The sequence below is a fragment of the Serratia sp. CY43202 genome (genome assembly GCF_052168755.1).
Taxonomy (GTDB): domain Bacteria; phylum Pseudomonadota; class Gammaproteobacteria; order Enterobacterales; family Enterobacteriaceae; genus Serratia; species Serratia bockelmannii.
In genome coordinates this window covers 111,697-136,820 of the sequence record NZ_JBJNMB010000001.1, presented here as the reverse complement: position 1 = coordinate 136,820, position 25,124 = coordinate 111,697, and the positions used below count along the sequence as shown (strand labels likewise).

Here is a 25,124-nt window from a genome sequence, read left to right as displayed (position 1 = left end):
ACGGGCGATTAACTCATTCACGGAAGACGCATAATCGAAGGTGCACCCTGAGGGTGGGCGGAGAAATGGCGCGAGGAGGAGGAATGCGCAGACGCGCGGCAATGGTCGGCGCCAACAGAGCCAGCAGCAGACCCAGCCCGAACAGCACGGTTTCGAACATTACCGGCGGCGCGGCCAGCAATGATTTGGCGCTCAGTTCACAGGGCGTCGGCTGCGCTTCGGCGGCGGCATCGCTGGACTGAACGGCAGTGGCCGCCGGGATCCCCAGCGTTTGCTGCAGCGCATGCAGGCCCGCCATACGCTGGGTCATGCACGTCAGCACCACCAGGCAAGCCAGGCATAAAAACCATTTTGCAATCCGCTGCCGTTTAACCATGCCATCCTCATGTTTAGATCTGGGGTTATCTTAGCGGCGCGGCCGCGATTAGCAACGTTTTGTCGGTAAAGAAATGTCTGAGCGACGTATTGATGGCGGCGAATTACAGGTATCATAGAGGGTAAGCCTGCGCTTTTCGCCGGGTACGATGACGATTCTCTCCTCCAGGCACACTGCGGGGATACACAGCGAAGGACTGGTGATATGCAACCTTTGAGTGGGCCGGGCGCCCCAATCGCCGGCGAACGCCCTCCCTCCCCGGGCAAAACGGCGGCCACTGACGATCAACCCCTCTCTCCGGCGCAGCGCACGACGCTGGAAAAACTGATCGTGAAAATCATGACGCTCAGCCCGGCAAAGTCGGCGGAAATCTGGGCCTCTCTGCGTCACGATCTTGGCGCCGACAACGGCGGCGAACTGCTGGCGCGCCATTTTCAACCGGCGGAACAGCTGCTGCAAACGCGCCTGACGCAGGCGCAGCAAAACCATGCCGGGCGCCAACTGCTGCAACAGCTGGCCGAATTACTGCCCCTGGGCAACAACCGCCAGGCGGTCAGTGACTTTATTCGTCAACGGTTCGGCCATACGGTGTTGAGCCAGTTAAGCCCACCACAGCTGCAGCAGGTGCTGAATCTGTTGCAGACCGGCGGCCTGACCATTCCCCAACCGCAGCAAACCGCCACCAGCGATCGCCCGCTGCTGCCCGCAGAGCATCAAAGCCTGCAGCAGCAGGTCACCAAACTCAGCGCCGCGACCGGTGAAGCGCCGGCTAAAATTTGGCAAACGCTGTTCGATCTGGCGGGCGTGAAAACCAACGATCCGCTGCCGGCGCGCCACTTCCAGCTGCTGAACCAGTTTTTACAGGTGAAGGTGGCGCTCAGCCCGCAGAACGCGCCAACGCTGAACAACCTGCTGGCGGCGCTCAAACAGCCGGCGGATGAGCAAGAACTGCAGCAGATGAACGACTATTGCCAGACGCGCTTCAACTGCGGCGCCAACGCGCCACTGACGCATCCGCAAATGAGCGACGCCATTCATCAGCTGTTTGCCCGCCGTCTGGAGAAAGCCGGCCAGGCACAGCCGATCGCCAGCCCCCCTATCGAACCGCAGCCGCTGCTCAACCCGCTGATCGCCGCCCTGCCTCTGCCGCTGCAAAAAGCGCTGAGTAAGCCCGCCGTGGCGCTGATCCTGCTGCTGTTGGTGCTGGCCGTGGTGCTGGCGCTGGTGTTTTAACGCCTTAGGCGCAGCCGCAGTCCGCTGCGGCCGCCCGATCGCGCAGTGACCCCGGCAGTTCGCCGATGGCCAACGGATGGCCGTCGCGCAGCCAGAAATCCAGCCCGCCAATCAACTCCTTCACCCTAAATCCCAACTTCGCCAGCTTGTAGGCGCCTTTGGTGGAACCGTTGCAGCCGATGCCGTCGCAGTAGGTCACATACACCTTTTGGCGATCCAGGTGCGCCGTGCCGGCTTCATCCATCAGGCGATGCGGCAAGCTGAATGCGCCGGGGATATGCCCGGCGGCGTACAGCGCCTCCGCACGGGTGTCGATCACCACCATCCCGTCCACGCCATTGCGCAAATCTTCCGCCACGTCCCAGGCATCCGCATAGCGGCTCAGTTTAGCCGCCAGATAGGCCAGGCTCTCTTCCGGCGCTGCCGGCGGAAAGGCCAGCACCAAGGATTCTTTCGACATATCACTCACTCCCGTTGATCAAGACAGATGACAATAGTGCCCGATTTTGGTCTTATGATTGATACCCATTTTTTACTCATGATAAGACCCATTATGCGGCACACGCTGATCACGCTGTTTCAGCAATCGCCCCAGGCCATCGGCACGCTGCGCGAACGTCTGTGTGCGGCATTGCGGCAGGCCATCCACCACGGCGCATTGAGCGTTGGGCAACGGCTGCCCTCCAGCCGAGTGCTGGCTGGGGATCTGAACCTCTCAAGGGTGACCGTCGAAGCAGCCTACGGCCAGTTGGAGGCGGAGGGGTATTTGCAGCGCCGCGTCGGCCAGGGCACATTTGTGGCTATCCGCATCGCCAAATCGCCGCCGCCGGCGACCCGCACCGCCATGCCGCGCCTTTCGCTGCGCGGCCAACAGATCGTGCAAACCGGCGGCTGCCGCGATCCGCAGCATCCTCAGGCCTTCGCAGCCGGCTCGCCGGACCTGCGCGCGTTTCCGCTGGCCCTGTGGAAGCAGTTGACCGCTCAACGCCTGCGCCTGCAGGGGGAAAGCCTGCTGCGCTACGGCGATCCGCAAGGCTATCTGCCGCTGCGCGAAGCCATTGCCGCCCACGTCAACCAAACGCGCGGCGTAGTCTGCGATGCGAGCCAGGTTATCGTGCTGACCAGTTCGCAGCAGGCGCTGCAAATGATCGCCACCTTACTGTTGGACAGCGGCGACAGCGTCTGGATGGAAGAGCCGGGTTACGCCGGGGCGAGAAACGCCTTTATCAGCGCCGGCGCCGCGCTGACGCCGGTGGCCGTAGACGGCGACGGCCTGCAAGCAGAACCTTCCTTGCCCGATCCACGTTTGATTTATCTGACGCCCTCGCACCAATACCCGACCGGCGCGGCGCTCAGCCTGGCACGCCGCTTAGCGTTGCTGGCGCAGGCGGAGCGGCAACAGGCCTGGATCATTGAGGACGATTACGACAGCGAATTTCACTACGACGGGCTGCCGATTCCGGCGATGCAAGGCTTGGATCGCCATGGCCGGGTGCTCTATCTCGGCACCTTCTCCAAATCGTTGTTCCCTTCGCTGCGGCTGGCGTACCTGATCGTGCCACCCGCGCTGGTCGCTCCCTTCGTCACCGCGCGCACGGTCTATGACGGCCACAGCGCGCAATTGATGCAGGCGGTAACCGCCGAGTTCATCCGCCAGGGGCACTTCGCCGCGCATATTCGCTACATGCGCCAGCTCTACCACAGCCGGCGCGATGTGCTGCTGACGGAAGTGCGCGAAAAGCTGAGCCACTTCGCCACGGCCGCTCCCGCCGCCGGCGGCCTGCAGCTCAGCGTTTGGCTGCCGCCCGGCCGGGAGGCGGCGCTCAGCCGGCAGGCGTGGCGGCTCGGCGTCCTTACGCCCGGGTTAACGGCGCAATACCAAACGGTTCAGGCCCAGCGCGATGGCTGGCTGCTGGGTTTTTCGGCTCTGACGCCGGGCGAGATCCGCAGCGCCGTCGAGCGGCTGGCGCGGATCGCCGCGGCTTAGCCCTGCCCCGGAGAGACGCCGGCCGGCTTATTGCTCGGTCAGGCGCATCTCCACCACCAGCGGCAGGTGGTCGCTCACCGCCGGCCAGTGCACGCCGTTCCAATCACCGCTGGCGTTCGGCACCGTCAGGCTGTCCAGATGCCAACGCTGCGCATTGCCGCTAAAGATGTAATCCACCTTGATCTCGGCGTTTTCCGCCGGCCAGCTGCGGCCGTCCTGCCCGTTAGGCATGATGTCGTTCCAATAGCGGCTCAGCTCCAGCCAGGTGACGCTGCCCGGCACATCGTTCATGTCGCCGAACAGCAGCTTGATGCCGCGCACTTCGATGGCGCGATCGTTCAGCTCCCGCACCTGATCCAGACGCATCGTCGGATCTTCCTTGGTATCGAGATGTGCGTTGAACAGGGTGATCGGCGCCGGGAACTCCGGCACGTCAACTTTGGCACTGAAGGCGATGCGCTGTTCGCGCTGGCCGGACGGCAACGGATAGATCACGGCGTCGTGCAGCGGATACTTCGAGAGAAACGCCAGGCCATATTCACCGCCGTCGAAATCGATCGCCCGGCCAAACACCGCCTGCATGCCGGTCAGCTTCGCCAGTTCCGCCGCCTGATCGACGCGCCCGCTGCGGGCGGTGAGTTTATCCACCTCCTGCAGCGCCACCACGTCGACGTTCATCGCGCGAATCGCCTTGGCGATGGCGGTCATGTCGCTGACCTTGCCGGCGGCGATATTGAAGCTGGCGACGCGGATCTTCGGCGCCTGCTCCAGCTCGTAGGTTTTGTTCTTCAGGCCGCCCAACGCGCTGGCCACTTCGCGGCTGTTGGCGTTGCTGTTGGCATGCCCGGTATCGGCAGACGCCCAGGCGCTGTGAGAGATGCCCAGGGACAGTAAAGTGATAAGCAGAGCGTGACCGGTGTGCATGAATTCTCCTTGAGGGACAGATAAGTGTTATGTAGGCGCTTCCCGGCCCACAGCTAACACCGATTTTGCCGCAGAAACCTGCGACTATTTCCTAGTTGCACCGCTATTTTTCGTTTCTGCGCGATGCTTCGCATTCTGGCGGTTTACGCATTGCGCCGTTGGACAATCGACTGATTTCGTTTTAAAACCGGTAGATTGCCAACCGCGAGGAGTTCCGATGACCAGCCCGATTGCCGAACAGCTTACCGAACGTTTCTTCCGCTATCTGGCGGTGACCAGCCAGAGCGACGCCGCCGCAACCGCCCTGCCCAGCACGCCGGGGCAGCATGAGATGGCGCAACTGTTGGCGGACGAGCTGCGCCGGCTCGGCCTGGCCGACGTGCAAATCGACGAGCACGCCACCGTGACCGCCCGCAAGCCCGGCACCCAACCCGGCGCGCCGCGCATCGGCTTCATCACGCATATCGACACCGTGGACGTCGGCCTGTCGCCCGAGATTCATCCGCAGCGCCTGCGCTTCACCGGCGAGGATTTATGCCTGAACGCCGAGCAGGACATCTGGCTGCGTACCGCCGAGCATCCGGAGATCCTGCCCTACCGCAACGAAGAGATCCTGTTCAGCGACGGCACCAGCGTGCTGGGCGCCGACAATAAGGCGGCGGTCACCGTGGTGATGACGCTGCTGGCCAACCTGACCGCGGCCGATCGCCACGGCGATATCGTGGTGGCGTTCGTACCGGACGAAGAAATCGGCCTGCGCGGCGCCAAGGCGCTGGATCTGCAGCGTTTCCCCGTCGATTTCGCCTACACCATCGACTGCTGCGAACTGGGTGAAGTGGTGTACGAGAATTTCAACGCGGCAGCGGCGGAGATCCGCATCGAGGGGGTGACCGCCCACCCGATGTCGGCGAAAAACGTGTTAATCAACCCGATACGCATCGCCAACGACATCATTAACCGATTCGACGTGCAGGATACCCCGGAACACACCGAAGGGCGCGAGGGGTATTTCTGGTTCACCGATCTGGCCGCCAACGCCAATCAGGCGACGCTGAAGGTCTCGATTCGCGACTTCGATCGCGCAACCTTCGAGGCGCGCAAAGCCCGCCTTGAGGAGACGGTGCGCCAGGTGGCGGCCAACTATCCGCGCGCCAACGTCAGCTGCAACGTCAGCGACATCTACAGCAACATCAGCAATGCCATCGGCGAAGATCGGCGCGCTATCGATCTGATCTTCGGCGCCCTTGCCGCCCACGGCATCCCGCCGAAGGTGATCCCGATGCGCGGCGGCACCGACGGCGCAGCGCTCTCCAGCCGCGGTATCCTGACGCCCAATTACTTCACCGGCGCGCATAACTTCCACTCGCGCTTCGAGTTTTTGCCCGTCAACGCCTTCGTGAAATCTTATCAGGTGACCCGCAGCATTTGCCTGCTGGCCGCGCGGCAGAGTGGCAATCCGGGCTAGCTCATCACCCAACCGAGCAGCGCGGCCCACACCAACAGCGGCAGCGAGTAATAGTGGAAGCGCAACCAGATCTTGCGCTCCCCTGCCATACGCAGCGCAATCAGGTTGGCGAGCGACCCGACCGCCAACCCGAAGCCCCCGGCGTTGACCGCATAGGCCAGCTGCGGGCTGGAAGGCACATAGTTGAGCAACAAAATGGTGGCCGGCACGTTGCTGACGATCTGCGACAGCCCAACCCCCAACGCATACACGCTCCCCTCGCTCAGCCCGGCGATGGCGGCAAATGCCGGCTGAAGCGGCGGCAAGCGGGTAAACAGGCCGACATCGATGAACATGGCGGCGAACACGAAAATCAGACTCCAGTCGATCTGCAACAGTACCCGGCGCGCCAGCAGCAAGAAACCGGCGAACACCGCCAGCAGCCCGTACAACGGCAGATCGAAATCAAGACACAGCAGGAAAACTGCATACAGCCCTACGCAGCTCAGCAACAGCGGCCGCTGGTACGGATACCCCTCGGTATTCGGCGTTTTCACGATGTCGCGCGCCGGGAAGCTGAACCAGGTCAGCGCCAGCAGGCTCAACATCATTGCGGCGCCAAACGGCGCCATCTGGCCGATGAAACCGAGGAAAGAGAGGCCGGAGCGGCTCCACAGCAGGATATTTTGCGGGTTGCCGATCGGCGTCAGCAACGAACCGGCGTTCACCGCCAGCGCCTGGAAGATGATCAAGCGGCCAACCGGCAGCGCCGACAGCTTTTTCAGCGTGATGGTGAGCGGAATGACGATAAACAGCGCCACGTCGTTGGTCAGAAACGACGACAGCAGCGCGGCGGAAAACACCAGAAACAGCGCCAGCCGTCGTTCGCTGTGCAACCGGTTGATAATCTTGCGGCCAACGAAGTCGAAGTAGCCGCTGACCTCAACGCCTTTGGTCAGCAGCATCAGCCCCAGCAAGGTAATGAGAGTGCGGCCGTCGATAAAGCCGCCCAACATCGCCAATGGCTGCGGATGAAAGACGAACATCGCCACGCCGGCCAGCAGCAATACATGCAGGAAACGGTCTTTGACAAAGGGATGGATAAGCCGGGAAATGGCGGTTGCACTCATGGTGGCAGCTTGAAACCTCAGCGAAAAGCATGAGCGAGACGTTAGCTCAGGCACAGCCGCAACGCCAGCAAAATGCTATTTTACCTTTATCCGCTTTCCATTTGCCGCGCTTTACTTTATTTGTAGCGGCTTTCTCGTTTTCAAAGGACATGTTATGGCTTCCCTGTTCGCCAAAGGGGCGTTGCTCAGCGCCTTATGCGCCCTGCTCGCCGCCTGCGACGATGCGTCCTCCCGCCCGCAAATCGATATCGACGGCAAGACCATGGGCACCTTCTACAGCGTTAAAGTCAGCGGTAACGTCGCGATCGGCAAGCAAGAACTGCAGCGGCAGATCGACGCGGTGCTCGAACGGGCCAACGACGATATCTCCACCTACCGCGCCGATTCGGTACTGTCGCGGTTTAACCACAGCGCCAGCCTCGAACCGCAGCCTATCCCGCGCGGCATGGCGGACATCGTGTTGATGGCCCAGCGCATCGGCCGTGATACCGGCGGCGCCATGGACATCACCGTCGGCCCGCTGGTGAACCTGTGGGGATTCGGCCCAGACAAGCATCCGGTCAAGGTGCCGGAACAGGCGCAGATCGACGCGGAGAAGCAGCGCACCGGCCTGCAGCACCTGAAGCTGATCAGCGACAGTCGCGGGGAGTGGCTGCAAAAAGATCTGCCGGGCATGTATGTCGATCTCTCGACGCTGGGCGAAGGCTATGGCGCGGATGAGTTGGTGCGCCTGATGAACCGTCACGGCATTACCAACTACCTGGTATCGGTCGGTGGCGCGGTCTCTTCACGCGGCGTCAACGGCCAGGGCAAACCCTGGCGGGTAGCGATCCAAAAGCCGACCGATCGTGAAAATGCGGTGCAGGCGCTGGTGGATCTGCACGGTTACGGCATCAGCACCGCCGGCAGCTACCGCAACTACTTTGAACAAAACGGCCAGCGCTACTCCCATGTCATCGATCCGACCACCGGCAGGCCGATCAACCACCGGCTGGTTTCCGCCACGGTGATCGCCCCCACTGCGCTCGAGGCCGACGGCTGGGATACCGGCTTGATGGTGCTGGGCCCGGAGAAAGCGTTGCAGCTCGCAGAAGAGAAAGGGCTGGCGGTCTACCTGATCAGCAAAACCGACGACGGTTTCAGCGCCGTGATGACGCCGCAATTCAAAGCGTTTTTGGTGCAGTGAGATAAAAAAGCCCGGCGCGCAATGGCCGGGCTTATTCCTGTTCCGCGCCGATCACTTGGTCAGCGCGATGATACCGAGGGTCAGACCGGCAACCGCTGCCGCGCCGCCGGCGATCGCGCCTGCGGTTTCCCAGTTATCCTGAGTGGTGCCCTTCATACAGGTGTTGGTGTGCACCAGACGCCCCTGGTCATCGTAGACCGGCACGCAGGGAGAATCGGTGGCGCATCCGGCCAACACGGCCGACAGTAACCCAACCGCAATTAACTTTTTCATACTTCTTGCCTCAATGTTCGATCACTTTAGAAAGCTACGCCGAGCGATAATCACGCTACCTGGCTATTGTATGCCCAACGCGTGTAATGGCGAGGTAATGATGTGTCAGGGGATGTGATTTGGGAAAACTCCGAGCGCTCGCCCGGCGGGCTTTGGGCAGTAAAAAGCCCGCGAAAACGCGGGCTTGATAGCGAAGTGACGCGCCGGCGGAATTATTTCGCCAGTTTGCGCATCACCAGGGTGGCGTTGGTGCCGCCGAAACCGAAGCTGTTGGACATCACGGTGGTCAGCTCGCGCTGAGTCGGCTGGGTCACGATGTTCATGCCGGCCGCCTGCTCATCCAGCGTTTCGATGTTAATGCTCGGCGCGATAAAGCCGTGCTCCAGCATCAGCAGGCTGTAAATCGCTTCCTGCACGCCCGCGGCGCCCAGCGAGTGACCGGTCATCGCCTTGGTGGAGGAGATGGCCGGGGTATTGTCACCGAACACTTCACGAATAGCGCCCAGCTCTTTCACGTCGCCTACCGGCGTAGAGGTGCCGTGCACGTTGATGTAGTCGATCGGCGCATCCAGATCCTGCATCGCCATCTTCATGCAGCGCACTGCGCCTTCGCCCGAAGGGGCAACCATGTCGGCACCGTCGGAAGTCGCGCCGTAGCCAACGATTTCTGCATAGATGTGCGCACCGCGCGCCAGCGCGTGCTCCAGTTCTTCAACCACCACCATGCCGCCGCCGCCGGCGATGACGAAACCGTCACGATCGGCGTCGTAGGTGCGGGAGGCTTTTTCCGGCGTGTCGTTGTACTTGGTGGACAGCGCGCCCATCGCGTCGAACTCGCAGGCCATTTCCCAGCACAGCTCTTCACCGCCGCCGGCGAACACGATGTCCTGTTTGCCCAACTGAATTTGCTCAACCGCGTTGCCGATGCAGTGCGCGGAGGTCGCGCAAGCGGAGCTGATGGAATAGTTTACGCCATGGATTTTGAACGGCGTTGCCAGGCAGGCGGAAACGCCGGAAGCCATGGCTTTGGTCACCACGTACGGGCCAACCGCTTTCAGGCCGCGCGGGCTGCGCATCGCATCGGCGCCGAACACCTGGAAGCGCGGAGAACCGCCGCCGGAACCGGCAATCAGGCCTACACGCGGGTTGTTTTGATACTCTTCTTCCTTCAGGCCGGAAGACGCGATCGCTTCTTGCATCGCCAGGAAGGCATAAATGGAAGCATCGCTCATGAAACGCACTGCCTTGCGGTCGATCAGGCCGGTCGTGTCGAGCTTAACTTGCCCCCATACGTGACTACGCATGCCGGAATCTTTCAGCTCCTGGGAGAAAGTGATCCCAGAACGTCCTTCCTGCAGGCTTGCCAGGACCTCCTGCTGGTTATTACCAATGCTGGAGACAACTCCCAGGCCAGTAATCACTGCACGTTTCATTCAATACCTCTTCCACTATTTACCTACGGGATTTTGCATCGCACTTTAGCGTACAGATGTAAGCCGAACAAGTCCGATCAGCGTTTTTCAGCTTTATTGTTGTCCAGTTTGCGCCGGGGCGCCAGCGCCGTTAGAATTCGCGGCATCCCTTGAATTTCGAGCCATTGACCGTGAATCACGCCCCCATCCAAACCGCAACGCTAACCTGGAACGAACAGGGTACACCTGTTTCGAAACAGTTTGATGACGTCTATTTTTCCAATCAGGATGGGCTGGAAGAAACCCGCTACGTCTTCCTGCACGGCAATCGGCTGCCGCAACGTTTCGCCACCCACCCGCGTCCGTTGTTGGTGGTGGCGGAAACCGGGTTCGGCACCGGGCTCAATTTCCTCACGCTGTGGCAGGCCTTCGCCGGCTTCCGCCAGGCCGAGCCGGACGCCGCGCTGCAACGCCTGCACTTTATCAGCTTCGAAAAATTCCCCCTGCAGCAGGCTGACCTGGCGGCGGCGCATGCGCGCTGGCCGGAGCTGGCGCCTTATGCCGACGAGCTGCGCGCCCAATGGCCGCTGCCGCTACCGGGCTGCCATCGTCTGCTGCTGGCCGAAGGCCGCATTACGCTCGATCTGTGGTTCGGCGACGTCAACGACCTGCTGCCGCAGTTTGACGCCAGCATGAATAACCAGGTGGATGCCTGGTTCCTCGACGGTTTCGCGCCGGCAAAAAATCCCGACATGTGGACCGATCAACTGTTCGCCGCCATGGCGCGTTTCGCCCGGCCGGGAGGCAGCTTCGCCACCTTTACCGCCGCCGGTTTTGTGCGCCGCGGCTTGCAACAGGCCGGTTTTCAGGTCAACCGCTGCAAAGGCTTCGGCCAAAAGCGTGAGATGCTCGCCGGCGAGCTCCCGGCCGATGCGCAGCCCGCCGCACATCCGGCGCCCTGGTATCGGCGCCCGGCGGCGGACAACACCGCCGACATCGCCCTGATCGGCGGCGGCGTCGCCAGCGCGCTCACCGCGCTGGCCTTGCTGCGGCGCGGTGCCACCGTCACGCTGTACTGCGCCGATGAGCAGGCGGCGGAGGGGGCATCCGGCAATCGCCAGGGGGCGATTTATCCGTTGCTGAACGGCAGCGGCGACGCGCTGGAGAGCTTCTTCAGCGCCGCGTTTCCCTTCGCCCGCCGCCAGTACGACGCGCTGTTGCAACAAGGCGTCGCCTTTGATCATCAGTGGTGCGGCGTCAGCCAGTTGGCCTATGACGACAAGAGCGGCGCTAAGATCGCCAATATGCTGAAAACCGACTGGCCGCAGGCCTTGGCGATGGCGGCCGACCGCGAGACGCTCAGCGGACTGTGCGGCGTCGATACCGGCTTCGGCGGCATCACCTACCCCCAAGGCGGTTGGCTCTGTCCGGCCGAGCTGACGCGCGGCGCTCTCGCGCTGGCGCAGCGCCAGGGCTTGGTCTGCCACTACCGGCACGATGCACAGAGGCTGACGCAGGAAGAAAACGGCTGGCGTATCGACTTCGCCCACGGCGAAAGCCGCAGCCATGCGACGGTGATCCTGGCCAATGGCCATCGGCTGGCCGAACTGGCGCCGACGGAAGCCCTGCCGCTGTATTCGGTACGCGGACAGGTGTCGCATATCCCAAGCTCGCCGGCCCTCGGTCAATTGAAACAGGTCTTGTGTTACGACGGCTACCTGACGCCGGTTAATGCCAACAACGGCCACCACTGCATTGGCGCCAGCTACCAGCGCGGCGACATCACCACCGACTACCGCGAGCAGGAGCAACAGGAAAACCGTGAACGCCTGCTGCGCTGCCTGCCGGAGCAGGCCTGGCCGCAGCAGGTGGACGTCAGCGCTCATCAGGCGCGCTGCGGCGTGCGCAGCGCCACCCGCGATCATTTACCGATGGTCGGCGCGCTGCCGGACTATCAGGCCACGTTGACGCAGTATCAGGATTTGCAGCGGCAGAACCAGCGCGGCGAAACCGTCGCCGATGCGCCGGTCTATCCCGGCCTGTTCGCTATCGGTGGGTTGGGATCGCGCGGGCTGTGTTCGGCGCCGCTGGCGGCGGAAATTCTGGCGGCGCAGCTGTTCGGCGAACCGTTACCGGGCGACGCGCGCCTGCTGGCGGCGTTGAATCCGAATCGAATGTGGGTGCGAAAGTTACTGAAAGGACGTGCGGTTTAATTCATGGATGAGGGGCGCGGCGACGCGCCCCGGCATGGCGGTCAGGCGGCAGGGGTGGCAGCCTGATAGAGGTTTTCCCACATGCCGCGCACCAAAATCTGATCCGGCGGCGAGAGTTCCCCAGCGGCGATCGCCTTGTGCAGGCTCTCTTCCACCCGCGCTTTCAGCGCTTCGGCAGTATGCTCACCCTGTTCTTCCGCTTCGGCCACCGCCAGCGTCAGATGACCGCGCAGGTAGCCACCGGCAAACAGTTCATCATCGCTGGCGTGCTCTACCATGTCATCAATCAGCGCCAAAATGCGCGCTTCAAATTCTGCGATCATCAAATTTCCTCATTAAATAACGGGCTGTGGCGTCAGTTGAGATCTTCCGGATACGGAAAATGCTCGGCCGCCAGCGGTGGCGTATTGTAGAACGATTGCAACGCCTGAATAAAGCGCGCAGGCCGTGTGGGTATTCCCTGTTCCAGTAGCATCAATACCCGGGCGCGCACCTTGCGCTGGAACGCGATGCGATCCGGCTCGCAGTCGCCGTTCAGGTTGTCGCAGCTGACGTTGAACGGGAAACCGGCCGCCACGCAGAACATCCATTCCAGCGCCTGCGGTTTGATCTCCACCGCTTCGAATTCACTCTGGGTTTGCGCGTCGCGCCCGTCCGGGCAATACCAGTAACCGAAGTCCACCAGTTGGCGGCGCGCTTCACCGGCGATGCACCAGTGCGAGATTTCATGCAGGCCGCTGGCGTAGAAGCCGTGGGCGAACACGATGCGGTGATACGGCAATTCGTCGTCGGCCGGCAGGTAGATAGGTTCGTCGTCGCCCTTCACCAGGCGGGTGTTGTAGTCATCGCTGAAGCACCGATTGAAGATCTCGATCAACTGCTCATAGTGATGGCGGGTCTGCATGTCTGACATAAAAACTCTATAACCACAAAAATAAAGAGGCCATTATACCCGATAAGACAGGGCGCGTAAGCAACGCCCCCTCTTCATCTTTAACCGTGCACCAAGGCGGTCAACCACTGCTGAATTTCCGCGCCGTGATTGTCGTACAGCAGCTTGAGGCTCATCACCAGCGAGACGATCACGATCATCGGCCGAATCAATTTCTGGCCGCGGGTCAGCACCATGTGCGCGCCCAAACGCGCCCCCAACACCTGCCCCACCAACATCACCAGACCAATGCTCCACACCACCTTGCCGCCGATGATGAACAGCGCCAGCCCGCCGACGTTGGAGGTAAAGTTCAGCACCTTGGCGTGCGCCGTGGACTTGGCGAGGTTGAAACCGCACAGCGTCACGTAGGCCAGCGCGTAGAATGACCCGGCGCCGGGGCCGAAGAAACCGTCGTAAAACCCGACGCAACCGCCGGCCACCAGCCCGAACGGCAAGGCCCCGAGACGGCGTTGACGATCTTCCTCACCCAGTCGCGGCATCAACAAGAAATAGAGACCGATGCCGATCACCAGCAGCGGCAACATCTGCCGCAGCAAATCGGCGCGCATATGCTGCACCAAAATGGCGCCGGCGATCGAGCCGATCAGCGTCAGAAAAATCGTCAGCTTCTGGTCGTTGAGATTCACCGCTCGCCGACGAATGAAGTACAGACTGGCGGAGAAGGAGCCGCCGACCGACTGCAACTTATTGGTCGCCAGCGCCTGCGCCGGAGGAACCCCCACCGCCAGCAGGGCCGGCACCGTCAGCAACCCGCCGCCGCCGGCGATGGAGTCGATAAACCCCGCCAGCAGCGCTACCGCAAACAACACCCCGAGCATCTCGGGGCCAATGACGAACCAGTCCATGTGTTATTCCGCTGAGAAATGGTGATCCAGCAATGCCTGACAGGTCGGCGGTAACGGCGGCGGCACGGGTTTGCCCGGCTTCGCGTTCGGCTGATGCGGCACGAACCAGCTCGCCAGTTCGGCGCCGCAGCCGTCGCCCGGCGGCGGCGTATCCTGCTCCTGGCACTCCAGGCTGCCGGCCGGACAACGCAGACGCACGTGCATGTGCGCACGGTGGCCGAACCACGGCCGCACCTTGTGCAGCCAGGCGCGATCGGCGCCGGCGTCCAGGCACAGACGCTGCTTGATCGCCGGGTTGACGAAGATGCGCGTCACGTCCGCGTCCTGCGCCGCCAGTTTGATCAGCGACTCAATTTGCGGCTGCCATTGGCTCGCCACCACCTGCTTGCCATCCCCTGACACCAGGTCGATCGGCTGCGGTTTGAGCAATTGCTGCGCGCTCCAGCGTTGGCGCGGCAACTGCAGCCAGATGTCAACGTCGAGCCCCGACTGGTGGCTGGCGTGGCCGCTGCTGAAGCGCCCACCGGCCGGCATCGCCATGTCGCCGATCAGCACCGTGCCCAGCGCTTTCTGGTTCGCTTGGCTGCTGAGGCGCTGTATGAACGCCAGCAGATCCGGATGGCCGAAATAGCGGCGCTGGTCGGTACGCATCACCTGGTAGTCCGGTGAATTCAGCGGCAACGGCTGCGCGCCGATGACGCAGCCGTTGGCGAAACCGCCCACCGCCTGCGGCGCGCCGGCCACCGGATGGTCGATTTTCTGCCACGGCGTCAGCGCCATGGCGGAAGCGGAGGCCGTCAAGGCCACCAGGCCCAACATCCAGTTTTTCATGGCGATTACCAGCGAGGTACGTCGGAAACCACATCACCGTTTTGCGCACGCTGGCGCAGCAGGTGATCCATCAACACGATTGCCATCATCGCTTCGGCGATCGGCACGGCGCGGATGCCCACGCACGGATCGTGGCGACCGCGGGTCACCATTTCCACCGCTTCGCCCTGGCGATTGATGGTGCGGCCCGGTACCATGATGCTGGAGGTCGGCTTCAGCGCCAGATGCGCGATCACCGGTTGGCCGCTGCTGATGCCGCCGAGAATGCCGCCGGCATGGTTGCTCTGGAAGCCTTCCGGGGTGATTTCATCGCGGTTTTCGCTGCCGCGTTTGGTCACGACAGCAAATCCGTCACCGATCTCCACGCCTTTCACCGCGTTGATGCTCATCAGCGCGTGCGCCAGATCGGCGTCGAGGCGATCAAACACCGGCTCGCCCAGGCCAACCGGCACGTTCTCCGCAATCACGCTGACCTTGGCGCCAATGGAGTCGCCCTCTTTTTTCAGCGCGCGCATCAGTTCGTCCAGCGCTTCCAGCTTGTCCGGATCCGGGCAGAAGAACGGGTTCTGTTCGACCTGATCCCAGTCTTTCAGCTCGCAGGTCACGTCGCCGATCTGCGCCAGATAGCCGCGCACCTGCACACCGAACTTCTGCTGCAGGTATTTCTTGGCGATGGCGCCCGCCGCAACGCGCATGGCGGTTTCGCGCGCCGAAGAGCGGCCACCGCCGCGATAGTCGCGCAGACCGTATTTCTGTTCGTAGGTGTAGTCGGCATGCCCCGGACGGAACACGTCTTTGATGGCGCTGTAGTCTTGCGAGCGCTGATCGGTGTTTTCAATGATCAGACCGATGCTGGTACCGGTGGTCACGCCTTCGAATACGCCGGAGAGAATGCGCACCTGATCCGGTTCGCGACGCTGGGTGGTGTAACGCGAGGTACCCGGACGACGACGATCCAGATCGTGTTGCAAATCGGCTTCGGTGAGCGGAATGCCGGGCGGTACGCCATCGACGATACAACCCAGCGCCACCCCGTGAGATTCACCGAAGGTGGTGACGCGGAAAATCTGCCCAATACTGTTTCCTGCCATCACGGCTCCTTACCGTTAGTCTTTTATCGTTATGAGGCCCGCCATGCGGGCCCTGGAAATGCGGTTTAGCTGCGATAGAGGCTGAAGTGATCCTTGCAATCCACCAGCTGCTGTTTGGTCAGCATGAACACGCCGTCGCCGCCGTTTTCGAATTCCAGCCAGGTGAACGGGATGTCCGGATATTGTTCCATCAGATGTACCATGCTGTTGCCCACTTCACAAATCAGCACGCCGTCGTCGGTCAGGTAGTCCGGCGCGCAGGCCAGGATGCGGCGCACCAGCTTCAGGCCGTCGCTGCCCGCCGCCAGGCCCAGTTCCGGCTCAAAGCGGAACTCCTGCGGCAGATCGGACATGTCTTCCGCATCGACGTACGGCGGGTTGGTGACGATCAGATCGTACTGGATCGCGGGAACGTCGCGGAACAGATCGGAACGGATCGGGATCACCTGATGTTCGACGCCGTGCGCCTGAATATTGCGCTCGGTCACCGCCAGCACTTCGCTGGAGATGTCCACCGCGTCCACTTCCGCTTCCGGGAAAGCGTAGCCACAGGCGATGGCGATGCAGCCGCTGCCGGTGCACATGTCGAGAATATGGCGTGGCGGGTGCGGGATCAGCGCGCTGAAACGATCGTTGATCAGCTCACCGATCGGCGAGCGCGGCACCAACACGCGTTCGTCGACGTAGAATTCCATGCCGCAGAACCAGGCCTTGTTGGTCAGGTAAGCGACCGGGATGCGTTCGTTGACGCGGCGGATCACGCGCTCAACGATGCGATGGCGCTCGCTGGAGGTCAGACGGGCGGTGTGCATGTCCTCCGGAATGTCCAACGGCAGGAACAGGCTTGGCAGCACCAATTGCACCGCTTCGTCCCACGGATTGTCGGTTCCGTGACCATAATAGATATTGGCGGCGTTGAAGCGGCTTACCGTCCAGCGCAGCATATCTTGAATGGTGTGCAGTTCGTTCACTGCTTCGTCGACGAAAATTTTGTCCAATTTGCCCTCCGGCAGGCGCTGTGTTTCATGATTTAGCCGCATAGTTTGCCATGAAGCCCGCGACAAATCACGCGCGCCCCTCGCGCTTTTCACTCTGGCCCGAGTTTTGCGTCGACAGCGCTCATTCACAAGGTAAACTAGCGAAATAAACGATTTCCGGTGAATGAAGCATGAAGAACAAGCCCCCTCTGAGCAAAGACGAACAACAGCTCTTCAGAGAGTCGGTGGCGGGCGCAAAAAAGCTGCGCCAGGACACTATCGTCCACCGCCCGCCGAAGCTCAAGGTCAAACAGGTTGCGCCGCAGCGGCTGCTGCAGGAGCAGGTCGATGCCAGCTATTATTTTTCAGATGAATATCAGCCTCAGTTGGAAGAGGAAGGCCCGACGCGCTACGTGCGCCCCGGCAGCAGCCCGTATGAGCTGAAGAAGCTGCGACGCGGCGATTATTCGCCGGAGCTGTTTCTCGATTTGCACGGCCTGACCCAGCTGCAGGCCAAGCAGGAGCTGGGGGCGTTGATCGCCGCCTGCAAACGCGAGCACGTGCACTGCGCCTGCGTGATGCACGGGCACGGCAAACACATTCTCAAACAGCAAACGCCGCTGTGGCTGGCGCAGCATCCCGACGTGCTGGCGTTCCATCAGGCGCCGAAGGAATGGGGCGGCAACGCCGCCGTCCTGCTGTTGGTGGAGCTGGCAGAATAGCCCCCCCGCAGAAACGACTCAGGGCGATGTCAGACATCGCCCTGAGTTTATTCCGCACCGCATCCGCGGCTCACACTTTGGCCATCACCTGCGACGGGCTGACCTGCCATTCAAATTTGCCGTAGCTGCCGTCCGCCGGCAGATCGACGTTAGCGATCGCCGAGGTCGCGAACATCGGCGGGCACTCGCCCGGGCACAGTTCAGCCACCAGGTAGCCCACCAGCGGCAGGTGCGACACGATCAGCACCGAGCTCACCCCTTGCATCGCCAGCGCCTGCAGATAGCTGCCGACCTGTTCGGCGTTGCCGCCCGGCGTCAGCTCGGGCAGCACTTCTTCGCCCTCCGGCAGCGTCAAGGCTTCACGCACCGTCGCCAGCGTCTGTTCGGCCCGCAGATAGGGGCTGACCAGCACGCGTTCAATATCCACAGACTTGGTGTTCAACCAGGCCGCCATCTGACGGGACTCGTCGCGGCCGCACAGGGTAAGGGGCCTTACCGCATCGCTGGCTGCCTCGAGCGCCGCCTCTCCGTGACGCATAATCAAAACTTGCATATTGCACCGCTGTTGTTGACAAAGTAACGCTATACAGAAACGCCGTGCGTGCTGTACCGCCGAGTTTTACAACCCAAAGCCAAAGCTTTAAAACGATAACGCGCCGTCTCTTTATGGCGGCCGGGCATTTTGCCTGAAAGTTTGCCTAAAGAAAATGCTGTTTTTTACAGCAACCCTCCCCTGGCAAACCTCGATTGCTCACAGAACAATCAATTCAACGGGTTAAATTTTAACCTTACCGCCATGAAATTTATTGATGACGGTCAAGCTAACTTACCGCTGCCTACGCCTTGCTGTACAGCCTCACCGGCTGACGCTGTTACAAGGAGTGATGGCGATCACAACGCGGCCCTGTTGCAACTATAGTGCAAATCGGGCCGCCCTGCGTTCAGCTCCCCAGCGGGTAAAAACGCTCGCCCTGCTGCGCCATGCGCTGCAAGCGTTCGCACGGCGCGAAGTGCTCGCCGTGCTGCTGGCGCAGGTATTCCAACGTTTTCACCACTTTTTCGGCGCCGAGCTCGTCCATATAGCGGAACGGGCCGCCGAGGAACGGCGGGAAGCCGATGCCGAACACCGCGCCGATGTCGCCGTCGCGCGCGCTGCGGATCACGCCTTCATCCAGGCAGCGCGCCGCTTCGTTCAGCATCATCATCACGCAGCGCTGGGCGACGGTCGCCGGCAGCATGTGCGCCTTCGGCGTGACGCCGAGCAACGTATACAATGAGGTATCCGCACGTTTACGCCGCTGCCGCTGCTGCCCTTCGCTCGGGTAAAGATAGAAGCCGCGGCCGTTCTTGCGCCCTTTACGCCCGTCCTTCAGCACCGCATCGAACGCAGCCGGCGCGGCGAAGCGCGGCCCCAGCGCCTCGACCAGCACCGGAATGATCTTGGTGCCGACGTCGATGCCCACTTCGTCCAACAGGGTGATCGGGCCGACCGGGAAACCGAAGTCCACCAGCGCCTTGTCCAGCGACTCCATCGGCTCGCCTTCCAGCAGGCAACGGGCCGCTTCGTTGATGTACGGCGCCAGGATGCGGTTGACATAAAAACCCGCGCTGTCGCCCACCACGATAGCGGTCTTGCCCTGCTTGTGCGCCAGCGCCACGGTGGTCGCGATAGTCTCTTCGCTGGTGCCGGCGTGCGGGATCACTTCCACCAGCGGCATTTTGTCCACCGGGCTAAAGTAGTGCAGACCGATCACCTGCTGCGGCCGCTGGGCTTTTTCGGCGATGTGGCCGATAGGCAACGAGGAAGTATTGGAGGCAAACACGGTATGCGGCGCACAGTTCGCTTCGACCTCGGCCACCATCTTCTGCTTCAGCGCCAGATCCTCAAACACCGCCTCGACCACGATATCCACCTGCTCAAAGCCGGTGTAATCGGTAGAGCCGGAGATCAGCATCATCTGTTTTTGCCGTTCCGCCGGGCGCATGCGCTTGCTGCGTACCCGTTTGCCAAGCACGTCCCAGCTGTATTTCAGCGCGTGATTGATGCCGGTTTCATTAATGTCTTTGATACGAACCGGCAAACCGCCGCGCGTGGCGGTGACGCAGGCGATGCCGCCGCCCATCAGGCCGCCGCCGAGAATGCCGACGCGATGCAGGGCATGCGGCTTGGCATTGCCGCCCCGCTCTTTTTTCAGCGCAGTGGAGGCGAAGAACAGGCTGCGCAGCGCCGCCGACTGCGGCGTCATCGCCAGTTCGCCAAAGGCGCGCGCTTCGGCTTCATAGCCGCTGGCGCTGCCGTGATCCAGCCCGGTGCGCACTACCTGAATGATGCGTTCCGCCGCCGGGTAGTTGCCGTGGGTTTTCGCCAACGTTTTTTTGCGCACAATGCTGAACAGCAGATTTCTGCCCAGCGGGCCATTGAGCAGGCGATCCTGCCACGGCAGCTCGCGCTGATGCTTCCAGCCCTGTTTCACCCGCTCGATGGCGGTCTGCAACAGGATCGACTGCGGCACGGCGTCGTCCACCAGCCCCATGCGCAGCGCCTGGCGGGCGCGAATGTGCTTGCCGGTCAGGATCATGTCCAGCGCCTTGGCGGCGCCAACCAAGCGCGGCAGGCGCTGAGTGCCGCCGGAGCCCGGCAGCAGGCCCAGCTGCACTTCCGGCAGACCGAGCGCGGTTTTGTCATCCAACGAACAGACGCGGCCGTGGCAGGCCAGCGCCAATTCCAGGCCGCCGCCCAGGCAGGCGCCATGAATGGCGGCCACCACCGGCACCGGGAAGGCGGCGATCTGCGCTAGCGTGCTCTGCCCTTTCTTGGCCAGCGTTTCCGCCTCTTTGGCGCTGGTGCAGGCGGCAATCATGGTGATGTCGGCGCCGGCGATAAACGAGTCCGGCTTGCCGGAAACGATCACCAATCCTTCCAGCGCGGTATGCTGCTGCGCCCGGATCAGCACGTCGTTCACCTGTTCGACGAACTCGGCCTTGAGCGTATTGACCTTATCGCCCGGCACGTCGATGGTGATCACGCCGATGTTGTCGGGACGAATCGTCAGCTGAAAGGCCGACGGTTTGGCCCGCTGTTCGTGCAATGCGTTTTCGGCACTCATCATTCCACCTCCACGATCATCGCGGCCCCTAACCCGCCGGCGGCGCAGGCGGTGGTCAGGCCCAGCCCGCCGCCGCGGCGTTTCAACTCGCGCAACGTCTGGGTGATCATGCGCGCGCCGGTGGCGGCGAATGGGTGGCCATAGGCGATGGAACCGCCCAAAACGTTGAATTTGTCCATGTCCACCTCACCGATCGCCTGGCTGCGGCCAAGCTTCTCGCGGGCGAACGCTTCGCTGGCAAACATCTTCAGGTTGGCCAGCGTTTGCGCAGCGAAGGCTTCATGCATGTCGATGAGCGTCAGATCGGCCAGACCGATGCCGGCGCGATCCAGCGCCAGCGGCGTAGCGTAGGAAGGCCCCAGCAGCATGTCTTCCCACACGTCGATGGCGGCGAAGGCGAAACTGCGTAGATAGCCGAGCGGCTGCAGCCCCAGCTCTTTGGCGCGCGATTCGCTCATCATCAGTACCGCCGCCGCGCCGTCGGTCAACGGCGTGCTGTTGGCCGCAGTGACGCTGCCGTGTTTGCGATCGAACGCCGGTTTCAGCTTGGCGTAGGAAGCCAGGCTGGAGTCTTTGCGGATATTGTTGTCTTCAGAAAGCTGCGCGCGGTAAGGCGGCACGTAGGCCGTCATCACCTCATCGCGCAGCCACCCCTCACGCCAGGCCCTGGCCGCCAGTTCATGGGAACGGTGCGCCAGCGCATCCTGCGCTTCGCGGGTGATGCCGTGGCTTTTCGCCATTTGCTCAGCGGTATCGCCCATGCGCAGACCGGTGGAATACTCCGCCACCGCCGGCGGCACCGGCATCAGATCGCGGAATTTCAGCCGGCTGAACAGTTTGAGACGCTGCGACAGCGTGCGCGCCTTGTTGACGTCCACCAGCGTGCGCGCCAACGCCTTGCTGACGCCGATCGGCAAGACGGAAGAAGAGTCCGCCCCGCCGGCGATACCGACGCTGATGCTGCCGGCCATGATGCTCTCCGCCACGTTGGCGATCGCCTGGAAGCTGGTGGCGCAGGCACGCGACACGCTGTAAGCGTCGGTATGAACGCTCATACCGGTACCGAGCACGATTTCACGCGCGATGTTCGGCGCCTCGGGCATTTGCACCACCTGGCCGAACACCAGCTGTTCGATCAGCTGCGGATCGATGCCGCTACGCGCCAACAGCTCGCTCACCGCCGTTTTCCCTAAATCCACCGCCGGAATGCCGTGATAGGCAGTTGCCTGTTTGGCAAAGGGGGTACGCAGTCCATTCACAATCGCAATGCGGTCACCATGACGGGTCACCAACGGCAGTGCCTTACTCATAAATGCTCCTGAAGAAAATAACGTCAGCGCAATGGGCAGAAAGAGGTCTGACCTGATGAGGTCATTGTTAACCAAACGGTTACATTTGGCAAACCGGCAGAGATCAAAACTGCGAGCAGGCGCACTTTCTATCGGGGCGGCACGGGGAAGGAAATCCCCGGCGCGCAGCAGGCGGCGCCGGGGGTAAAGCGGGGATTAACGCAGGCCGAGCTGGAAGATCAGGGTTTCCGCCTGGCAGGCGAAGGTGAAATCGGCCTCCAACTGCACGCCACCGTCAACCGGTTTAATGCTACTGCTGATGTCACAAGGATCGGATTCGACCGCGCGCGCCTTTTCGCTCAGGGCGGCCAGCATCGCTTCCGCATCTTGTTGATTACTGAACACCTGGCTGTAGGACGCGGTGCAATCGGTGTTATCCATCACGGTGCCGACATCCACGCAGCAACACGCGGCGGTTTCCTGGGCGCTGCATTTATTAATTGCATCTGACATGATTGGTTCTCCTCAAGGGCCTCGGTTATCAGCCCAAATTGCCGTTTTACTCACCGGCACAAAGCCACAAAATTCTGCAGGTATTTTACGCTTCCGCGCCGGCAATCACTAGCACTTACTTTTACTGGGTGTTTTAAGTGATGGAAATCACAAATAAAAATGAGCGCCTGCTAAGGAATGGTAAGAATTTTGTTATTTACCGCTGGCTTTTTGTTAAGCAGATCTCTTTTTTGATATCAGGTTGGAAATATTTCAAAAACAAACTTGCAACATTTTCACAGGTCAGACCTATACTTCAGCCACTGGTCTGATTTGTCTGAATGATAACGGACCCTACAATCCCGCGCTCCTTGTTACCTTGCGTAACATAGTTTAAATAATAAACACATAATGAGGTTTTGGTCATGAGCCAGAAAAACCTATTGACTAAATCAGCTCTCGCAGCTGCAGTGGCAATTATTTCTTCAAACGTGTCTGCCGCAGGATTCCAGCTGAATGAGTTCTCATCAGCTGGTTTAGGACGTTCGTATTCTGGCGAAGGCGCCATGGCGGATACGGCGGCCTCCGCGAGCCGCAACCCGGCGTTGCTGATGATGTATACCCGTCCGGAACTCTCTTTCGGCGCAGTCTTCATCGATCCGGACGTCGATATCAGTGGCCAATCCCCTTCCGGCGCCAGCCTGGATGCGAAAAACATCGCGCCGACCGCCTGGGTGCCGAACCTGCATTATGTTCACCCGATTAACGATCAATTCGCCGTAGGCGGCTCGGTCACCAGCAACTTTGGTTTGGCGACCGAATACAACAACGGTTATGCGGCGGGTTCCATGGGCGGCAAAACCGATCTGGAAACCCTGAACCTGAATCTGAGCGGCGCTTATCGCCTGAACAAAAACTTCAGCTTCGGTCTGGGTTTTGACGCCGTCTACGCCAAGGCTAAACTCGAACGTTATGCCGGCGACCTGCCAAAATTGATCGCCGGTTCAGGCAAATTGCCGCCACAGTTGGCCGGCCCGGTTTCGCAGATCCCGGCAGATACTCAAATTTCTCACCTGAAAGGCGACGAATGGGGCTTCGGCTGGAACGCCGGTATTCTGTACGAAGTGGATGAAAACAACCGTTACGGCTTCACCTATCGCTCAGAAGTGAAAATCGACTTCGACGGCGATTACAAAAGCAGTCTGCCTTCAGCCTTCAACCCGCTGCTGGCCTCTCAAGGTCTTCCGTGGGGTACCAACGGCACCACCATTCCGGGTTCTCTGAGCCTGCATCTGCCGGAAATGTGGGAGCTGTCCGGTTACAACAAAGTAGCGCCGCAGTGGGCTATCCACTATAGCCTGGCCTACACCAGCTGGAGCCAGTTCCAGGAGCTGAAAGCCACCGGCAACAACGGCCAGACCCTGTTCCAGAAGCATGAAGGCTTCAAAGACGCTTACCGCATCGCGCTGGGCACCACCTACTTCTACGACGACAACTGGACCTTCCGTACCGGTATCGCTTTCGATGACAGCCCGGTGCCCGCCCAAAACCGTTCGATCTCCATTCCGGATCAGGACCGTTTCTGGCTGAGTGCCGGTACCACCTATGCGTTCAACAAAGATGCGTCGGTCGACGTCGGCGTGTCCTACATGCACGGCCAAAAAGTCACCATCAACGAAGGCCCTTACACCTTCACTTCCGAAGGCAAGGCCTGGCTGTACGGCGCCAACTTCAACTACCGCTTCTAATCTCGCTTGAGAAAGAAGCCAAAGCGCCCCTCGGGGCGCTTTTTTTTGCCCGCCGCTTGCCGCCGGCATAAAAAAACCCGCCTGACGGCGGGTTTTCATTGGCGTAACGCCCGTGATTACTGCGAGTCGATCTCGTCCAGTTCGCCCTGAATCGCCTTGGCGTTCGGGTTCTCTTCCGGCTTGAGCGAACCGCCGTTGGCGATGAAATCGTGGCGCTGGAAGTAAGCTTCGCGCACCATGATGTAAGGATCGGAAGAGTTGCGCAGCAGACCATCGGAATCCAGCAGCTGGGCGCGGGTTTCGATCCCCTCGACCACCCACTTGCCCGCCGACATCCAGAAGGTCAGGTAGCTCAGCATCGGATACAGCGTATCCGCAAAGTCGCCGCCTTCGTCACGCAGCGTGAAGCTGCCGTAGCCCGGCAACATCACGTACGGGCCGTAACCCACATCGTAATGGCCCAGCGTGCTGCCGAAGCGGTTGGGTTCTTCGCGCGCCAGTTTCGGGTTGGCCATGCCGGCCACGTCGATCAGGCCGCCCATCCCGAGCAGGGTATTCAGGAAGAAACGGTTGAAGTGGATCATCCCGCGGTAAGGATCGCCCTTCAGGAAGGCGTTGACCATGCTGGCCGGCTCTTCCAGGTTAGAGGTGAAGTTGCTGATGCCGTTACGCGCCGGCATCGGCACGTAGTCGCGCCAGGCCACCGCGACCGGGCGCAGGATATAAGGATCCAGGACGTTGTAGTTGAAGTCGAACATCGTCCGGTTAAATCCTTCCAAAGGATCGGAACGCCCTTGCGGATCTTTGTCTGGCGCGCTGGCACAGCCCACCAATAATACCGTTGCGAATGCCACCCCAGTCAGGCGAAAGTTCATATTTTTCTCCATAA

The 25,124-nt window shown here is 61.3% G+C and carries 24 protein-coding genes; 7 read left to right on the top strand and 17 right to left on the bottom strand.

Translation table 11 applies throughout. The features are described 5' to 3' along the window. Nucleotides 1-13: 13 nt before the first annotated feature. Nucleotides 14-376 (bottom strand): hypothetical protein, encoded by a 363-nt coding sequence (locus ACJ8J5_RS00715; protein ID WP_033639760.1) that lies wholly within the window; start codon nucleotides 374-376, stop codon nucleotides 14-16. A gap of 204 nt (nucleotides 377-580) precedes the next feature. Here ACJ8J5_RS00715 and flk point away from each other — a divergent pair, with 204 nt between their 5' ends. Beyond that, complete coding sequence (gene flk, locus ACJ8J5_RS00710; RefSeq protein ID WP_414105053.1) at nucleotides 581-1,609, top strand: flagella biosynthesis regulator Flk; 1,029 nt, start codon at nucleotides 581-583, stop codon at nucleotides 1,607-1,609. A gap of 4 nt (nucleotides 1,610-1,613) precedes the next feature. Here flk and ACJ8J5_RS00705 read toward each other — a convergent pair whose 3' ends face one another. Further along, entirely contained in the window at nucleotides 1,614-2,069 is a 456-nt protein-coding gene (locus tag ACJ8J5_RS00705; RefSeq protein ID WP_147824069.1) for a rhodanese-like domain-containing protein, read from the bottom strand. Between the two features lie 93 nt (nucleotides 2,070-2,162). Here ACJ8J5_RS00705 and pdxR point away from each other — a divergent pair, with 93 nt between their 5' ends. Then, the gene (gene pdxR / locus ACJ8J5_RS00700; protein WP_414105051.1) at nucleotides 2,163-3,596 is read left to right on the top strand and encodes a MocR-like pyridoxine biosynthesis transcription factor PdxR; all 1,434 of its coding nucleotides are present in this window, start codon (nucleotides 2,163-2,165) and stop codon (nucleotides 3,594-3,596) included. A gap of 27 nt (nucleotides 3,597-3,623) precedes the next feature. On the opposite strand, the gene ACJ8J5_RS00695 is transcribed toward pdxR, so the two are convergent. After that, complete coding sequence (locus tag ACJ8J5_RS00695; protein WP_060433746.1) at nucleotides 3,624-4,520, bottom strand: endonuclease/exonuclease/phosphatase family protein; 897 nt, start codon at nucleotides 4,518-4,520, stop codon at nucleotides 3,624-3,626. A gap of 217 nt (nucleotides 4,521-4,737) precedes the next feature. Between ACJ8J5_RS00695 and pepT the strand changes: the two genes are divergently transcribed. Then, entirely contained in the window at nucleotides 4,738-5,985 is a 1,248-nt protein-coding gene (pepT, locus tag ACJ8J5_RS00690; protein WP_414105050.1) for a peptidase T, read from the top strand. Here pepT and ACJ8J5_RS00685 read toward each other — a convergent pair. Beyond that, a complete protein-coding gene (locus ACJ8J5_RS00685; protein WP_414105049.1) occupies nucleotides 5,982-7,094 on the bottom strand; it encodes an SLC13 family permease in 1,113 nt (370 codons plus the stop codon). The two genes, pepT and ACJ8J5_RS00685, sit on opposite strands and share 4 nt — an antisense overlap. A gap of 154 nt (nucleotides 7,095-7,248) precedes the next feature. On the opposite strand from ACJ8J5_RS00685, the gene apbE reads away from it, so the two are divergent. Then, on the top strand, nucleotides 7,249-8,280 hold the full coding sequence (apbE, locus tag ACJ8J5_RS00680; RefSeq protein WP_414105048.1) for an FAD:protein FMN transferase ApbE: 1,032 nt from the start codon (nucleotides 7,249-7,251) through the stop codon (nucleotides 8,278-8,280). A gap of 51 nt (nucleotides 8,281-8,331) precedes the next feature. Here apbE and ACJ8J5_RS00675 read toward each other — a convergent pair whose 3' ends face one another. Further along, nucleotides 8,332-8,553 carry a hypothetical protein gene (locus tag ACJ8J5_RS00675; protein WP_004936201.1) on the bottom strand — a complete coding sequence of 74 codons (222 nt, stop codon included), beginning with the start codon at nucleotides 8,551-8,553 and terminating at the stop codon, nucleotides 8,332-8,334. Between the two features lie 212 nt (nucleotides 8,554-8,765). Continuing rightward, complete coding sequence (gene fabB, locus ACJ8J5_RS00670; protein ID WP_016926857.1) at nucleotides 8,766-9,986, bottom strand: beta-ketoacyl-ACP synthase I; 1,221 nt, start codon at nucleotides 9,984-9,986, stop codon at nucleotides 8,766-8,768. A gap of 170 nt (nucleotides 9,987-10,156) precedes the next feature. Here fabB and mnmC point away from each other — a divergent pair, with 170 nt between their 5' ends. Then, the gene (mnmC, locus tag ACJ8J5_RS00665; RefSeq protein WP_060433918.1) at nucleotides 10,157-12,178 is read left to right on the top strand and encodes a bifunctional tRNA (5-methylaminomethyl-2-thiouridine)(34)-methyltransferase MnmD/FAD-dependent 5-carboxymethylaminomethyl-2-thiouridine(34) oxidoreductase MnmC; all 2,022 of its coding nucleotides are present in this window, start codon (nucleotides 10,157-10,159) and stop codon (nucleotides 12,176-12,178) included. 41 nt (nucleotides 12,179-12,219) lie between these two features. On the opposite strand, the gene ACJ8J5_RS00660 is transcribed toward mnmC, so the two are convergent. The 6 genes from ACJ8J5_RS00660 to prmB form a co-directional block, all read right to left on the bottom strand. Then, a complete protein-coding gene (locus tag ACJ8J5_RS00660; RefSeq protein ID WP_016926855.1) occupies nucleotides 12,220-12,501 on the bottom strand; it encodes a YfcL family protein in 282 nt (93 codons plus the stop codon). 32 nt (nucleotides 12,502-12,533) lie between these two features. Continuing rightward, nucleotides 12,534-13,091, bottom strand: coding sequence for an elongation factor P hydroxylase (locus ACJ8J5_RS00655; RefSeq protein ID WP_043140178.1), 558 nt, complete (start codon nucleotides 13,089-13,091; stop codon nucleotides 12,534-12,536). Nucleotides 13,092-13,171: 80 nt separating this feature from the next. Then, nucleotides 13,172-13,978, bottom strand: coding sequence for a sulfite exporter TauE/SafE family protein (locus tag ACJ8J5_RS00650; protein ID WP_025303718.1), 807 nt, complete (start codon nucleotides 13,976-13,978; stop codon nucleotides 13,172-13,174). A gap of 3 nt (nucleotides 13,979-13,981) precedes the next feature. Next, a complete protein-coding gene (gene mepA / locus ACJ8J5_RS00645) occupies nucleotides 13,982-14,809 on the bottom strand; it encodes a penicillin-insensitive murein endopeptidase (RefSeq protein ID WP_043140182.1) in 828 nt (275 codons plus the stop codon). Nucleotides 14,810-14,814: 5 nt separating this feature from the next. Continuing rightward, the gene (gene aroC, locus ACJ8J5_RS00640) at nucleotides 14,815-15,900 is read right to left on the bottom strand and encodes a chorismate synthase (protein ID WP_004936219.1); all 1,086 of its coding nucleotides are present in this window, start codon (nucleotides 15,898-15,900) and stop codon (nucleotides 14,815-14,817) included. A 65-nt stretch (nucleotides 15,901-15,965) separates the two neighbouring features. Further along, the gene (gene prmB, locus ACJ8J5_RS00635) at nucleotides 15,966-16,898 is read right to left on the bottom strand and encodes a 50S ribosomal protein L3 N(5)-glutamine methyltransferase (RefSeq protein ID WP_025160157.1); all 933 of its coding nucleotides are present in this window, start codon (nucleotides 16,896-16,898) and stop codon (nucleotides 15,966-15,968) included. Between the two features lie 170 nt (nucleotides 16,899-17,068). Between prmB and smrB the strand changes: the two genes are divergently transcribed. Further along, entirely contained in the window at nucleotides 17,069-17,599 is a 531-nt protein-coding gene (gene smrB, locus ACJ8J5_RS00630) for an endonuclease SmrB (RefSeq protein ID WP_025303720.1), read from the top strand. A 70-nt stretch (nucleotides 17,600-17,669) separates the two neighbouring features. Here smrB and sixA read toward each other — a convergent pair whose 3' ends face one another. From sixA to ACJ8J5_RS00610, 4 genes are all read right to left on the bottom strand, one after another. Continuing rightward, entirely contained in the window at nucleotides 17,670-18,152 is a 483-nt protein-coding gene (gene sixA / locus ACJ8J5_RS00625) for a phosphohistidine phosphatase SixA (RefSeq protein ID WP_004936230.1), read from the bottom strand. A 388-nt stretch (nucleotides 18,153-18,540) separates the two neighbouring features. Continuing rightward, complete coding sequence (gene fadJ / locus ACJ8J5_RS00620; protein ID WP_025303721.1) at nucleotides 18,541-20,706, bottom strand: fatty acid oxidation complex subunit alpha FadJ; 2,166 nt, start codon at nucleotides 20,704-20,706, stop codon at nucleotides 18,541-18,543. Next, the gene (gene fadI / locus ACJ8J5_RS00615; protein ID WP_025303722.1) at nucleotides 20,706-22,016 is read right to left on the bottom strand and encodes an acetyl-CoA C-acyltransferase FadI; all 1,311 of its coding nucleotides are present in this window, start codon (nucleotides 22,014-22,016) and stop codon (nucleotides 20,706-20,708) included. The genes fadJ and fadI overlap by 1 nt, the downstream gene beginning before the upstream one ends. 195 nt (nucleotides 22,017-22,211) lie before the next feature. Beyond that, nucleotides 22,212-22,508: a YfcZ/YiiS family protein gene (locus ACJ8J5_RS00610; protein ID WP_072145088.1), complete on the bottom strand. Its 297-nt coding sequence runs from the start codon at nucleotides 22,506-22,508 to the stop codon at nucleotides 22,212-22,214. 404 nt (nucleotides 22,509-22,912) lie between these two features. On the opposite strand from ACJ8J5_RS00610, the gene fadL reads away from it, so the two are divergent. Then, complete coding sequence (gene fadL, locus ACJ8J5_RS00605; RefSeq protein ID WP_060419975.1) at nucleotides 22,913-24,235, top strand: long-chain fatty acid transporter FadL; 1,323 nt, start codon at nucleotides 22,913-22,915, stop codon at nucleotides 24,233-24,235. Between the two features lie 116 nt (nucleotides 24,236-24,351). Here the strand turns inward: fadL and mlaA are convergent, their stop codons facing one another. Then, a complete protein-coding gene (gene mlaA / locus ACJ8J5_RS00600; protein WP_049200138.1) occupies nucleotides 24,352-25,110 on the bottom strand; it encodes a phospholipid-binding lipoprotein MlaA in 759 nt (252 codons plus the stop codon). Nucleotides 25,111-25,124 lie beyond the last annotated feature (14 nt).